Below are 14,762 nucleotides of genomic sequence, written 5' to 3' on the forward strand. Positions count from 1 at the left end.
TTCTATTAGATGACTCGTAAAACTAAACGCCTACTTCACTAAAGTGCTAGGGGTTATCATCATCGTTTTTATGACATCCTTAATAGACGTGTTTGTCTCTACAAACAAATAAGATGCGCCTCTCTCCGCACATAACCGCTTTAATTCCTCCCGATAGGAGGTCACTGCTGAACGGTATTCTTGCAAGAGATGATCGGAAATAGCGACTTCTTTACCTGTACCTAATTCGCTATCTATAAGTTTTAATTCTCCACTTAAACTTGGATTGACTTCTTCCGGCGACAAAATATGAACAAGAACAATATGTTGTCCTGCAGCCATTAACGCAACAAGTGTCGCTTCAATTCCAACTTCGAACATGGCGTCAGTGAACAACCAAGTGACACCTGATCGTCGAGGCAGTGTACCTGGAATTCTGAAAGGTAGGGACATATCCTGCGTTTGTACTCCCTCGTTGCCGAGAATCTCCTTGACTGTTAAAGGGGCTTCATGTGAAGTTATATCAACTGCGTTAGTAGATCGGGAATCATATTCAGTTGCAAGATGCTGAAATAGCTTCAAAGAGGCGCCTCTGCCATGGAGTCCTGATTGCTCACCTTTTACGCCATTGCTATCAAATAACTTAATAGACAAGCGGTCATCCCCGTTTAACGCGGCATAACCGATACAGGCTGCTAGTCGAAGTGCATATTGTACTTTACTTACATTTGCCCCTCCCAAAAAAGCCATCGAACGAGATACATCGACGTACATATGGACATGTAGTTCTTGCTCATCCCAATACTGGCGCAAATAAGCTCTTCCTGTCCGACCATACACATTCCAATCGATCCGCCGAACATCGTCTCCGGGTGTATATGGACGATAATCTGCAAATTCTTGCGAACCGCCTAACGAAAGGGAACGTCTTTTGCCAGCCATCGTTCCTCTTACCCGCTTACCACCAGCAATTCTTAATGGCTCAAATGCAGTTAGTATCGACATATCAGGAAATAGTAGCTTTAACGCATCGTTACCATCTACTTTCGCATTAGATGAAGATGGTGATTCCTTCCTGACAACATGGTCGTCCATCATCTTTTTGCCTCAATATTTTGAAGAATAGATTCTGTAATCCCATCAGTTGACACGCCAAGAGCTTGTGCTTCATAGCTAAGAACGATCCGGTGCCGAAGAACAGGCAACGCCGTATGACGAAGATCATTCCATGATACATGCATTTTTCCAGCCATTAATGCACGAACTTTGCTAACAGAGACTATCGCTTGCAACGCACGAGGGCCTGCTCCAAATCTAACAAAACGTTTTACGTCTTCCGGAGTGTCATTTTCGTTTGGATGTGTCTTCATAACAATTTGCAGGGCCAAATCAAGAACGTCATCCGCTATTAATAGTTGCTTTGCAACAAGTTGAAGTTCGGTTAGGTCGTTGCCACTCATGACAACTTTTGATTTTGGTTGATGAATGGATGTTGTACGTAACACAATCTCCTTAAGCTCTTCACGCGTCGGATAATCAACCCCGATCTTAAGCAGAAATCTATCAAGTTGAGCTTCTGGTAAAGGATATGTACCTTCTTGTTCAATCGGATTTTGTGTAGCAAGCACAAAAAAAGGCTTCGGCAATTGGTGAGTTACTCCACCCGCAGTTACCGTCCCTTCCTGCATCGCCTCTAATAAAGCACTTTGCGTTTTTGGCGTCGCACGATTAATTTCATCTGCTAATACTAGATTTCCGAATATTGGTCCAGGCTGAAAACGTTGCGCTGCTGCTCCCTGTGCGCCAAAATCGATCAACGTCGTTCCTGTTATATCAGACGGCATTAAATCGGGAGTAAATTGAATACGTGAAAATTGCAGTGCAACGGTGTCCGCTAACGTACGTACGAGCATCGTTTTGCCGAGACCAGGTATACCTTCGAGTAAGGCATGACCACCCGCTATTAAACACCATAACAGTTGCTCTACTACAGTAGATTGACCGACAATTACTCGCCCAATCTCTTCCTTGAGCGCTGCAATCTTAGCAGCAGCATCCTGAAGTTGTTCCTTCGATTCAATCATAATGAACTTCCTCCCAACAGGTATAGGATTCAAGCTAGTTGATATCTTTTTTGGTGCACCCGAAAATAAGGGATTATTTGTTGTTGTGAGCTGGGTTACTGTCTGTAGCCCGACTTTTTCGGGTTAGATGCTACTACGAGCTCCGTTTCGGAGCTTTAACCCGACTTTTTCGGGTTAGATGCTACTGCGAGCTCCGTTTCGGAGCTTTAACCCGACTTTTTCGGGTTAGATGCTACTGCGAGCTCCTTTGCTAGCTTTTAACCCGATTTTTTCGGATTGCACCACTTATCAGTGACCATGAAAATAAGTGGATTTTTGCGCTAAATACATAAGAATACAGGCCTACACATCAGAATAAGCGGATTTATGTCCTTAGTTCGCTAAATTACAAACCAAAATCCAAAAATAAGCGTAAATATGTGCTTAGTTTGAGAAAGTATTGACCTTGGTCGTGGCGGCTATCTCACCTTTGTTGGTTTAAATGGGTCTATGAGCTACAGAGATGTTGCTATGAGTGTTGCAAAGTAACTAATATCGAAAAAAAGTTGTTATTATAAAGAAATAATACTTCTAGCAATGAAAGGTTGCTCATAACAATGAACTTTTACCAGTTGTATTATCTATCCGGCTGGATTTCGTCGAAATATTCCTTTACTTTGTCCTGCATGCTTGCTGGTAGTTGTGATCGGCCAAGTGTCTCTTTTGCTTCAGCTGCATATTCGCTATATACCTCTTCATAAGGACGAGTTGTACCATCGATCATAGGGGATTGTCCGCCCGTTTGAGTCTCACCACCAGTTGATGGTCCACCATCTTGCTGGACATTGCCTGAACCATCCATACTCCGTGGAGTAGTTACTAGATTACGGTCTCCAACACCTACGCCAGCTCCGTTACCTTGTCCTGAACCCAACCCGCTTCCGCTCCCTGAGCCACTTCCAGAGCCAGAACCCGACTCGCTTCCGCTTCCAGAACCACTTCCACTCCCAGACCCTGATCCACTACCCGAACCAGATCCACTGCCAGATCCACCTGCACTTCCTTGTCCCGATCCAGCACCCTTTCCTTCACCCTGACTAGGGCTTGCCCCGCTTGAGCCATCTGAGCCAGACTCTCCAGCTGATCCAGATTCGTCACCCTGTCCACCACTCTGACCGGAGGAACTGCCAGATTGGCCGCTAGCGCTTGAGCCGCCTGAACTTGAAGCGCCGCCAGCTGCTGCGCTTGCCCATGATGGCGGCACCGCGCCGCCGCTCTGAGCCAGTTGCTGCGCAAGCTGGCCACCGCTCTGCTTAATCTGGCCCGACAATGACCGGGCCAACTGCTCTAGCTCGCCCTGCGTCAATTCGCGGGCGAGTGCTTTCTCCAGCTCGGCGAGACCATCGCCGTCGCTGCCAGCTTCCGGGGCGGCTTCGCCTTCAGCCGCCCCTTCATCTTCGGCGGCGCGAGCTTGCTGCGCCGCCTTCTCAAGCGCCGCGGCGAGTTCGCTCGCGGCGCCCTCCTCTTGCGGCTGCTCATTCGCCAGCCGCTCCAACGCCTCCGCCAGCGCTTCGCGCTCCGCTGGCGAAAGCTCTTTTAGCTGCGATCGAAGCTCGTCGATCGCTTTCTCCATTGCAGCGGCATCATGATCCTGTAGAGCATTTCCAAGCTGCCGCAAGCTAGGCTCCTCATTCATCGATTTCGCTGCTTCGTCAAGTCTTACAGTCGCAAGCTTAGCTTCATTGGCAGCTTGCTCTAGTTGCTTCATCGTCTCTGCTAACTGCTCCAATGTTTCAACTGCATCTTTACCTGATGCTGTGAGTTCTTTCTGTAATTCTTCCATCGACTTAAGAAGTTCTTCCTTAGCTTCCTCAGGCAACTTTGTTGTTGCGATCTCATCCGTTAACCTCTCAGCTTTTTGCTCGAGTTGTTTAAGTGCATCGTTCGCTGCAGCTATTGCTACCGCACGTTCGTCAAGCGGGTTCGGTACGATAAGCATAATAACTATTCCAACCCAAATAGTGACTGCACCATAAGCGATCTTTTTCCAACTGTGCCAAGCTGGCCAAGGCAGCTTATTGTTAATATGTAAGACGTATAGTCTGGCAGCTTCTTCTGCTTCTTGCCGCTGTAGTTTCACAATAAAAGATTCTTCTCTTTCATACGCAGAACTATCAAGTTCCCGATTTGCTTTTTCTCCCAAACCCTCATGTTCATTACTATTTTCTTCATCATATTCAACACTCTTATGTTTCTTTTGATCTATTTTCGTGCCAATTCCAATCCCTTTTACATGCAGCTCTCTATTTTCCATACCCTTTAACCCATCAAGAGCTGTCATAATAGCATCGTCTGTTCCGCTTTTATCCATCATTCTTGCTGCATCTTTGATGGAGACCTTTTTCCATACACCGATAGTCAATCCGATTGCAATACCCGCAAAAACTGCTGCAACAAAAAACCATTTTGCATAAAGGAGGGGGAAGATTCGGCTACTTATTAACACAAAAGCTCCTGCTAAGCTTCCGCCTAACATCCCTCTTGACATTAAACGAACATATCTAAACAAAGACAATCGAATACGAACTGGCTTCAGATAAGTGTGTAATGGTTCTTTGGACACTAAGCAACCCTCCTAAACATTTTTTGAAACAAAACAAACAATAACAACAAAAACGAGCACTAAACTACCATAACAACCAGGGCCGAGGTTCCCGCTATCTTTTCAACTTTCGTCGAAAAACCTGCTGTCTTTACTTCCATGTTCGAAGTTTCCTCTAGCTTTTCAATTGTCACCAAAATGTACTCTGTCTTTTTAACCATAATCGACGTTTTAGCTAACTTATAATCCGCGGCCTGCGTATCCTTATTTTTTCAACCTTGGTCTTAGTTTCCGTATGGCAGTCCATAATGCTAACGATGATAAAACACTATATATTATTATAAATTGTTGCCATAGCTGCATAGGAGCACCTTTAGCCGTACCTTGATTATAACTTGCAATATAATAAGCTTCATCCGAAATAGAAGGATCAAGAATACTATATAATGCAGCAGCTGGATTCCAAGCAATGATATGACCGATCCATCTATAAGCATCTGAATTTGCTCCATTTGCATTATAGTTAGCTTGCTGAGCGATTCCCGACATTACAAAAAAGATTATAGCTGTTCCAACGAAAATAAATAATGTAACACCATAAGTTACGATAACCGACATCATCGTCCGCTTCAATAATGTAGAAAACAATATTCCGAAAGATCCAAGTACAAACATCATAAATACATAAAACAAAAATACGAGAACCATTTGTTTTGGAGATACGCCTCCATATAAGAAAATCATACTGTAAACCGGAATTGTACTGATAACGATCAGTATCATAAAGCTAAGTGAAGAAACCAGCTTACTCAGTATTATCGTTGCAGAACTTTGCTGGGTAGTGAGCAGCAAATTAAGAGTTTGTTTCTCCCGCTCGCCACTTATTACTCCAGCTGTTAAGCCCGGTGCCATAAAAGCTACCAACCCAAGTTGCGCCATACTTAGAAAATAAAACAACATTTTGCTTTCTTCTGGATTAAAGGACGAACTTCTGCCTGACATAATTTGAGTCAAATAGATTGCACTTAACGCGATAAGGCCGATTGCAAACAAATAAAAGAACAATGTCCACATCGCACGCGGCGTCCTCATTCGCAGTCTAAATTCTTTATCTAACACTGGATTAATCCATTTGATCCCTAATCGGCTTCCAATACTTTTTGCAGCTGTCTCCTCCCTCATAAGTTGTCCCCTCCTCCTTTCGTTATTTCCAAAAATACATCTTCCAGATTTGTTTGTGCTTCACTGAATGATATAACTCGGAAACCAGCTGTGATAAGCTCAAGAAGAAGCTCGGATTGTTCCTCATCTTGACCACCGAAATGAACCTGCAGCCCTGTCTCATCTCGCATCAAGCGATTAACGAAAGGTCGATCACGCAAGAAATCTTCTGCTTCCTCCACTCGATCGTGAAGACGAATATGAAGGAATCGTTTTACTCGTAAACGGTTTTGAATATCTGTAACATTACCTACCGCAACCATAGCCCCATGCTCGATAACGCCAATTTCATCAACCATTTCAGCTAACTCTGGCAATATATGTGACGAAATAATAATCGTTTTCCCCATCGATTTAAGCTCTTTTAATATTTCTCGCATTTCAATTCTTGCACGAGGGTCGAGGCCAGAAGCAGGCTCATCCAATATGAGTAGATCAGGATCATGGACAAGACATCTAGCTAAGCAAAGACGTTGCTTCATCCCACGCGACAAGGTGTCCACATAGGAATCTCTTTTATCTGTTAAATTAACAAGCTCCAGCAACTGAGGAATTAATGCCTCTCGCTCTGCCTTTGGTATCCCATAACTAGCACCGTAGAAGTGTAAATATTCGATCGTCTTAAACTGATCATATACACCAAAAAAATCCGGCATATAGCCAATTCGCTTTCGAACCTCATGAGGATACTTAGTGACATCAAAGCCATCTACTTTTGCGTATCCATCGCTGGGCGCCATTAACGTTGCCAAAATAGACATTGTCGTTGATTTCCCTGCACCATTCGGGCCTACGAATCCGAATACAGTCCCTTTTGCTATAGTCAAATCTATTCCTTTCAGTGCATGGAAGTTTCCGAATGATTTGGCTAACCCTCGAATTTCGATCATAGGCTTCACTTCGGTTCCCGCTAGCGCGTACTCTTGACTCGAAAGATTTTTCTGATCTATCGTTTCATTTGTGCTCATTGCTGTAACTCCTCTCCCTCAAGAACGACATCCGGGAACGCTGATTGAGTTTCTGTAGCTGCTTCTAGCTTTATCTTTATAGACTGACCATCTACAAAATAATCTTTAGGTGCAGCTAATTCACCATTCAATGTAACCCACTTGCCAGATACTTCATGCCAAATACTCCAAGTAAGATTAGAACCGCCATTGTTGTTAATTTGAACATCAATTTTATCATAGGCAACACTATAACTATTTGGGACCAAATATTCCATTACTATTTCTCCAGTTCCAACACGAATGCCCGTTCCATAATTTTCAAAAGTAGTCATCGTGCTTGTCGTAATAATAGGACGGAGCACTCCTTCTGGTACGACAACTCTATTTCCAATTTGCTCAATTTGGTCTAACTCTTGTACCCACATTTTCAAATTATCTGACTTCACTTTTTTCCCGTTTACTTCATATTGCGACTTATGATCAATGCTGAATCCTATTATTGTAGGTACAGCATTTGTAATTCCGTTACTTCGATTAAAATAATTATTTATCAGTTGTCTTTGTCTTTCATTGTTATCCGTTCTACCATTTGATGAAGTGTTCGAAAAAATCATATGTCCGTAGCTATAGTGTCCATTTTGATTTGAATAGCTGCTAGCAATCTTTTGGACTGAACCACTTTCCCCTATTTTCAATTGACCGATTGGTTTAGTTTGACCGTTCACTAATAAAGTAACATTTGTTAAATCGGAAGTTGTATTATTCGTGACATGAACGATCGTATCGCCATCTTTATGCTCATACTTGATAGCCATCGTTCCAGTTTCAGCACTTTCGACTGCACGTCTCTCCATCCAGAGCTTTCGAGTAGACCAATAGGAGACTGACTTCCAATTTACAGTACTACTATCTTCATCCATTTTAACTTGATAGTTGCTATCTAATGTTAACCCTCCATTACCTGAATGATCAGCAAACAACGCAATTGGCCTTTTATCTTCGAACGCTGCGCTAACAGAACCTCCTGAAGGTAGAAATAAACCAGAACCACCTGAAACAACAGCCTTTCCGTCCTTTGACAATTCGATAATTTCAACCGTATGAGCTGAAATAGTGCGTTTATCTGCAGCACCGAAATAAAAAATGGCGATGCCCATTACGACTGAAAATGCTGGAATCATCCACCATGCCCATTCTCTTCGATCTGTTTTGGATAAGATGAAATATAAAATAGGTGCAACAAGAATCATGTATAACGCGAACATACCTAAAAGAAGTATAAACTTAGGTGCTTTTATAGATGGAAACATATCAATGATGTAATTCATATCCTGAATAACTCCACCAAATCCATTACCGTAGTTAATACTAACAGTGCCTGGTTGTTGAGGGAATAATGTACGTTGCAACAACCTTGCCCAAACGTCCGCATTACCTGACCAAGTGGCCATCGGTTCGAGTGATGGATCATAAGCGACATAAACAACAGAACCAAATCCAACTTCACTTTCTACAGCTATAGGCACGCCTTGCTCACTGATCCCAATTGACCCTGAAACAACACGACCATTTGATATCGTTATTGGCTGATCCAGTTTTAATTCAGCATCTCCAATAGCAGCAAGTGCATTCGTACTTTTAAGCTCAGTTATGCCACTTGCTTCAACAGGAGCAATATCTTTAAATGCTTCTGCCGTTTTAGTGTATCCCGCTCCTCCTGAGAGTACGAGTGTGCCGCCTTTTGTAACCCAATCTTTAATTGCTTTTATAGTAGATGTAGTCCATTGACCCGAATCAACATCATTAATAACGAGAGTATCGATAGCATCTAACATAATCGCATCCTCTGGTAAATCCTCTATAGCAAGTGGTATTACAGATATGTTATAACCCTTTTGATTAAGTGCGGGCATAAAGTTTAATGTATCCGGATCTCTTGATACGACTCCAATCGTATATCCCTGCATTGTTCTTGCTGATAAATAATTTGCACCGATAATACTAACTTCTTTTCCCTTTTTGTAGGAGCCTTCAAAAAAACGAATTCGATTTGTTTCTTTATTGAGTATGCTTCCAGGAATACTTACTGCAACTTTAATAGCAGTATCCTTCGGCAACTCAACAGGAATGACAAAATCAGTTGGTACATTTCCTATCGTAACGACAGATAAGACAACTTCACCTTTTAGTGACTCATCCGTTTTGTTTGTTAACGTTAGTTTTATCGGAATCCATTTATCTTCTTTAATACTGCCAGTGTATCCTACCTGTGATTGTACTTCGATACCACCAGTACTCTTATCGGCACTTACTCCCTCCGACATTGAAAACGCTGACATTAAACATGTTAAAACTAACATAAGTGCAATTAATCCATGTGCTCGGCTTAACCTTACGTTCACACTATGACCTCTTTTCTATGTATTTTGGTCCATTTTATAAATGACGTATTCGACCGTATTTAAGTTGCATAATTTCCCAGATGGTTTCAAAATTCGACAAAAAAAGCGAAATATCCCCAATCTAACTAAATAGTTGAAAGGAACGACTCCGCATTTATTTACGCATCTTAAGATCTAGAAGGAATTTCCTCAATCTTTGAAGACAAGAATGTGTCTGTTGATGTACGAATGGTGATCGTAACCCTAACTCCGAACTCACGACCATCATGCACGAGCCATAACAGAAACCTCTCTTCTGCATTTTCATTATTCGTTTCGAATCTTCCTTCATATTTATAATCAATGATGGAAGAATCTCGATAAGCTTTAGCTGTTTCTTCCATTGCCATCCTACCCCACTTCGCATAACTAGGAGCAGATGCATGTATATGTACCGGTTCTATCGGTTTAGAATCTGTGTAAGCCATACTTAATAGAAGAAAAACGGCTTTCACGATAATATTGCCAAACAACGTAATCCACCTCCTTTAATCAAAGAGATCCAAAGAGATCTTGAACGAAGTTATCTTTCCCAAAATATGGGCGTTTTAACCTTTTTTAAAACAGTCTATTTATTACGTTAGGCTTGACTTAACAATGGCGCGTACATCATAAGTGCTTTGTTTTCTGTTACAAACTCATCCGTTATGAGTTCACCCGACTCATTCCTAACTTTCCTGTAGATTGTATTGTGCCGAATATATCCACCCCAAGGCTGTGATAGAATCTGATGCTCCTTTTCATATATTTCGTACTTGTATTTCGTCTGTTCTTCCGAGCGCCATTCACCAATAAGTTCATCATCCGTAAGTCTAAACTTGAGTTGGTAAGCAAAAGCTGATTCATTCCTAATTTGTAAATCCAAATAATTATAAACACAGGTCGCCCCGCTGCCGAATGGCTGCGTACGCCCGGCATCTGGAAATACATCATAGCTATGGCGATGACGCTCAATAACGGTAAGTGAAGTATGCAGCGTCATCCAATAAATCAAATTAGATAAATGACATAACCCTCCGCCAACACCCGATTTGAATCCACCATAAAATAGTACCATTCCATCTACGTAACCTTTGCCTCTAGTAGGTTTCCCGATAGACTGACAATACGAAAACGTTTCACCTGGCATTAGAATTAATCCATCCAAACGCTCCGCACCTAGCTTTAAATTGATCACTTTATTCCTTTGCATCCAATTGTCTACATTTCGAAGATTACGCATAAGCGGCGTTTTATGGACAAAACTAACAAACGGAAGAACATCCTTCTGTTTTCGCTTTGCAATTATCGAACGATTCGTTATCCATTTCATGTACCGTCTAGTTGTGAAATACCATTTTCCAGCCCATAATCTAAGTTTTGATCGTTTAATAGGTCGATATCGAATCTGATCAATCATTCTAATGACCTCCATGAATAGAACAATCATTCATTTCCTTACTACCATGCTTGATAAAGCGCTTGCGTTCCTTTTTCCGCTAACCCTGCATCCGCAATTTTTGTATACAATTCTCTTGCAAGTGTTAGTCCGGGAAGTGTAATATTCATTTCCTCCGCTGCATCAAGTGCGATACCCATATCTTTTATAAAATGTTTGACGTAAAAACCAGGCTCAAAGTTGCCCGCAATAATACGAGGGGCTAAGTTAGTAAGCGACCAGCTTCCAGCTGCGCCAGTTCCGATACTTTGAAGAACGACATCTAGATCCAATCCTGCATTTTTGGCATACACAAGTGCTTCGCATACACCTATCATATTGGACGCAATTGCGATTTGATTAGCCATCTTCGTATGTTGACCTGCCCCAGGTCCTCCTTGCAACAAAATCTGTTTACCCATCCGTTCAAAGATTGGCAACACAGCATCAAATGTTTGACGATCTCCACCGACCATAATCGATAAAGCAGCATTACGAGCACCAATATCGCCACCGGAAACGGGGGCATCAAGTGTGTGAACTCCTTTTATTAGTGCCTCTTTATAAATTCGGCTTGCTAGAGCAGGACTTGACGTTGTCATATCAATTAATACCGCTCCTTGCTTAGCTGATGGAACTAGCCCTCCCTCACCAAGGTATAGCTCTTCAACATCTGATGGATAACCAACAATTGTAATAACAACATCACAAATTTCCGCGATCTCTGCTGGACGATCATGCCAAATCATACCTTGTTCAATAAGCTCACTCGCCTTGGACTTCGTCCGTGAAAAAATATGTAATTCATAACCCGCATCGGCAATATGTTTTGCCATACTACTTCCCATAACACCTGTACCAATAAAACCAACCTTAGTTATTTTTGGACTGACACTAACCATTCGATTTCACACTCCTAATCTATTTTGTTTGTACCTTGTTGATTTTCTCAATATTCACAATTGCATTATAACAAAAAAACAGCTCCATGGACTTTAATCATCCATGGAACTGTTCAACATTTTTATTTTGTTTGCGGGCGTAGATTTTTTTCCAAAAGTTGTTTCTTCAGTTTTTTCCGATTCAAGAATTCATAAACGATCGGAACGATAATTAGTGTTAGAAGCGTTGAACTCGTTAGTCCGCCGATAACGGTAATCGCCATACCTTTCGAAATTAATCCACCTGATTCAAATCCGAATGCAAGTGGCAACAATGCTCCAACTGTTGCAATTGCTGTCATTAAGATCGGACGTAGACGTGTAACACCTGCTTCTAACAATGCGTCTCGTACTGTCAAACCGTCTTGTTCTTTATGAATAACTCGGTCGATTAAGACGATCGCATTCGTAACAACGATTCCGATCAACATTAGTGCTCCAATAAGTGCTGTTGCACTAATCGTTTCACCAGCGATTAACAAGCCAATTAGTGCTCCGATTACCGTAAACGGTAAGGAGAACAAGATTGTTAGTGGAGTAAGTGCTCCGCCGAACGTTAATACAAGTACTAGGTAAACGATAGCTACTGCTGCAAGCATTGCCATACCTAGCTGTGTGAACGTTTCAGTCATCTGCTCCGTTACGCCGCCCATTTCAATATCTACATTTCCAGGAAGCTTTATTTCATCTGCTGTTTTTTGAAGCTCTTTCGATACAGCTGCTACATTAGCTGAGTTGGCTTCAGCTGATACTTCTGCATAAATGCGATCATCTTGACGTGTAATCGTGTTAGGTGATTCACCTTCCTCGATTTTCACAACATCTTTTAGCTTCACGGCCATACCTAGAGGTGACATAATATCTACGTTTTCTAGGTCAGCTTTTGTTTTGTACGTTTTTTGTTCTACTTTCAAGTAAACGTTAAACTGTTCGCCATCTTTTTCAATTGTCGTTAATACTGGACGATCACGTACCGGACTTAGTGCCATAGCAACCTGACCCGCCGTCAGACCATATTGACTAAGCTTATCGCGATCAGCAACTAGTCTATATTGTTCATATGTTTTCGATAAACTGGAATCAATATTTTTGAAATCTGGATTTTCCTTTAATTTAGCTGTTAGTTGCTCGACAACAGGTTGAATTGTCTTCATATCAGGACCATAAACAAATAATGAAAGCCCTGATCCACCCATTGCACCACCGCTAAAGTCTTGTTTCTTCCATTCCCCTGTTCCGCCTAGCTCTTGCAGCAAAGGAACGATCTTTTCTTGTTCATCTGCAAAACCTTTAAATTTCTTATCATAACTTAAGTTGAACAACGCTTGTTTAGATGCAGCTGGATTCATCGGATTTTTACCGCCAACAGCATACTGAACAATTGTTACGCCTTCACGCTCAAGAAGAATCTTTTCCGCTTTAAGAGATATTTCTTCGACTTGCTCACGAGTTTCCCCTGGAGCTGGATTATAAGTGATGATCAAAGCTTTCTGTTCATCAGCAGGCAACATACTGAATCCAATTAACGGTGTAAGCAACAAACTTCCGATTAGAAGTAAAACTGCTCCTCCGAATGTAATGAACTTATGATTTAGTGACCATTCAAGTACACCTTTGTACCAAAGTGCAAGGCGACCTGGTTTATCTTCGTGCTTTTGATTTGGCTTAAGCCCATTACGGAACATCATATGGGCCATCATCGGTACAACCGTAATCGCCACAATGAGTGATGCCGCTAGAGCAAACACGACAGTTAAAGCAAATGGTAGGAATATTTCACCAACCATACCTGAAACGAAACCTAGTGGTAAAAATACTGCTACAGTTACGACAGTTGAGGCCATAATTGGTACAAACATTTCACGAGTTGCATCCAAGATCAGTTCTTTACCTGATAGCTTCTCGGTAGACAACGACATACGTCGATATACGTTCTCGATAACGACAATTGAGTCATCAATTACGCGTCCAATAGCTACCGTAATCGCACCAAGCGTCATAATATTAAGTGTAATATCCATCTGCTTCAATGCAAGCATTGCGATCAAGATAGACAACGGAATCGATACTACTGAAATAATCGTAGAACGAATGTTACGAAGGAACAACATAATGATAAGTACCGCACAAAGTGCTCCAATTATAGCTTTGCTAATCATCGTATGAACGGATGCTTCGATCGGCTCACCTTGGTCGAAAGCAACTTTAATGCTCAATCCTTCATTTTTTGCTTCAAGATCAGTAATTTCTTCTTTTACGAGGTTTACGACATCTACAGTATTCGCATCAGCTGACTTCACGATGTTGATTCCGATAGAATCTTTTCCATTTGTACGTGAAATGGACTCAGCTTTACCCTCTACAGTAAGATCGGAAACATCGCTTAGTTTAACACCAGGGATTAGAACCAAATTGTTCAAATCATCTACTGTTGTAATATTGCCGTCAACCAAAATCGACTTTTCAGTATTTCCAAACTCAAAGATACCAAGAGGTACAGATAGAGCAGAGGCTTGAATAATTCCTTTAACTGCTTCTTCCGTTAATCCTTTAGCAGCTAGTGCAGCTGGATCAAAGGTTAACTCAGCTTCCATCACATTTTGCCCGGATATTTGAACGTCTGCAATGCCTTCCAAACCTTGAATTGTCGGAAGAACGTTGTCCGTTACTTGTTTCGTTAACTGTTCAAGATTCAGGTTATCGTTCGATAAACTGATCGAAAGAACAGGGAAAGCATTCATACTTATACGGGATACGTCAGGGTCTTGAACACCTTGCGGGAATGGCAAGTCAGCAAGTATCGACTTTACTTCTTCGGCTGCCTTTTCCATATCCGTTTCATACGTATACTCAATAATAACGGATGAAGCATTTTCAAATGAGGTTGAAGAAACTTTGTTCACTCCAGCTAAATTACGAGTCCTTTGTTCAATAGGCTTCGTAATCTTATCCATTACTTCCTCAGGAGCTGCACCCGGATAAATAGTTGTTACATTTACGATTGGAATCGTAATATCCGGGATTGTTTCCATCTTCATGTTCATTCCAGCATTCAAACCAGCGAATAACACGATGATGGTAATGATCCATAAGGCAAACTTGTTATTCAATGAAAACGATATAAACTTTTTCAAGATCTCTCCACTCC

11 protein-coding genes are annotated in these 14,762 nt (G+C 41.7%); all 11 read right to left on the minus strand.

Features of this window, described 5'->3' with window-relative positions; all coding sequences use genetic code 11:
- Positions 1-30: 30 nt before the first annotated feature.
- A complete protein-coding gene (locus tag I6N90_RS01775) occupies positions 31-1,077 on the minus strand; it encodes a DUF58 domain-containing protein (protein ID WP_197933799.1) in 1,047 nt (348 codons plus the stop codon).
- On the minus strand, positions 1,074-2,063 hold the full coding sequence (locus I6N90_RS01780; protein WP_197933800.1) for an AAA family ATPase: 990 nt from the start codon (positions 2,061-2,063) through the stop codon (positions 1,074-1,076). Before I6N90_RS01780 ends, I6N90_RS01775 begins: the two co-directional genes overlap by 4 nt.
- Before the next feature lie 616 nt (positions 2,064-2,679).
- Positions 2,680-4,665: a hypothetical protein gene (locus I6N90_RS01785; RefSeq protein ID WP_197933801.1), complete on the minus strand. Its 1,986-nt coding sequence runs from the start codon at positions 4,663-4,665 to the stop codon at positions 2,680-2,682.
- A 59-nt stretch (positions 4,666-4,724) separates the two neighbouring features.
- On the minus strand, positions 4,725-4,865 hold the full coding sequence (locus I6N90_RS24620) for a hypothetical protein (RefSeq protein ID WP_232242491.1): 141 nt from the start codon (positions 4,863-4,865) through the stop codon (positions 4,725-4,727).
- Positions 4,866-4,908: 43 nt separating this feature from the next.
- Positions 4,909-5,826 (minus strand): ABC transporter permease, encoded by a 918-nt coding sequence (locus tag I6N90_RS01790; RefSeq protein WP_197933802.1) that lies wholly within the window; start codon positions 5,824-5,826, stop codon positions 4,909-4,911.
- Positions 5,823-6,755: an ABC transporter ATP-binding protein gene (locus I6N90_RS01795; RefSeq protein ID WP_197934757.1), complete on the minus strand. Its 933-nt coding sequence runs from the start codon at positions 6,753-6,755 to the stop codon at positions 5,823-5,825. Before I6N90_RS01795 ends, I6N90_RS01790 begins: the two co-directional genes overlap by 4 nt.
- A 74-nt stretch (positions 6,756-6,829) precedes the next feature.
- On the minus strand, positions 6,830-9,217 hold the full coding sequence (locus I6N90_RS01800) for a DUF7408 domain-containing protein (RefSeq protein ID WP_197933803.1): 2,388 nt from the start codon (positions 9,215-9,217) through the stop codon (positions 6,830-6,832).
- Positions 9,218-9,384: 167 nt separating this feature from the next.
- Entirely contained in the window at positions 9,385-9,729 is a 345-nt protein-coding gene (locus I6N90_RS01805) for a DUF3889 domain-containing protein (protein ID WP_197933804.1), read from the minus strand.
- 107 nt (positions 9,730-9,836) lie between these two features.
- On the minus strand, positions 9,837-10,652 hold the full coding sequence (locus tag I6N90_RS01810) for a VanW family protein (protein ID WP_197934758.1): 816 nt from the start codon (positions 10,650-10,652) through the stop codon (positions 9,837-9,839).
- A gap of 44 nt (positions 10,653-10,696) precedes the next feature.
- Positions 10,697-11,575 carry an NAD(P)-dependent oxidoreductase gene (locus I6N90_RS01815; protein WP_197933805.1) on the minus strand — a complete coding sequence of 293 codons (879 nt, stop codon included), beginning with the start codon at positions 11,573-11,575 and terminating at the stop codon, positions 10,697-10,699.
- 122 nt (positions 11,576-11,697) lie between these two features.
- The gene (locus I6N90_RS01820; protein WP_197933806.1) at positions 11,698-14,748 is read right to left on the minus strand and encodes an efflux RND transporter permease subunit; all 3,051 of its coding nucleotides are present in this window, start codon (positions 14,746-14,748) and stop codon (positions 11,698-11,700) included.
- Positions 14,749-14,762: the final 14 nt, after the last annotated feature.

This window comes from Paenibacillus sp. GSMTC-2017 (assembly GCF_016019935.1).
Taxonomy (GTDB): Bacteria; Bacillota; Bacilli; order Paenibacillales; family Paenibacillaceae; genus Pristimantibacillus.

Excerpts from the sequence above, each read along its gene's own strand:
- I6N90_RS01775 (WP_197933799.1), bottom strand. The coding sequence starts at position 1,077 with ATGATGGACGACCATGTTGTCAGGAAGGAATCACCATCTTCATCTAAT.
- I6N90_RS01780 (WP_197933800.1), bottom strand. The coding sequence starts at position 2,063 with ATGATTGAATCGAAGGAACAACTTCAGGATGCTGCTGCTAAGATTGCA.
- I6N90_RS24620 (WP_232242491.1), bottom strand. The coding sequence starts at position 4,865 with ATGGTTAAAAAGACAGAGTACATTTTGGTGACAATTGAAAAGCTAGAG.
- I6N90_RS01790 (WP_197933802.1), bottom strand. The coding sequence starts at position 5,826 with ATGAGGGAGGAGACAGCTGCAAAAAGTATTGGAAGCCGATTAGGGATC.
- I6N90_RS01795 (WP_197934757.1), bottom strand. The coding sequence starts at position 6,755 with ATGATCGAAATTCGAGGGTTAGCCAAATCATTCGGAAACTTCCATGCA.
- I6N90_RS01815 (WP_197933805.1), bottom strand. The coding sequence starts at position 11,575 with ATGGTTAGTGTCAGTCCAAAAATAACTAAGGTTGGTTTTATTGGTACA.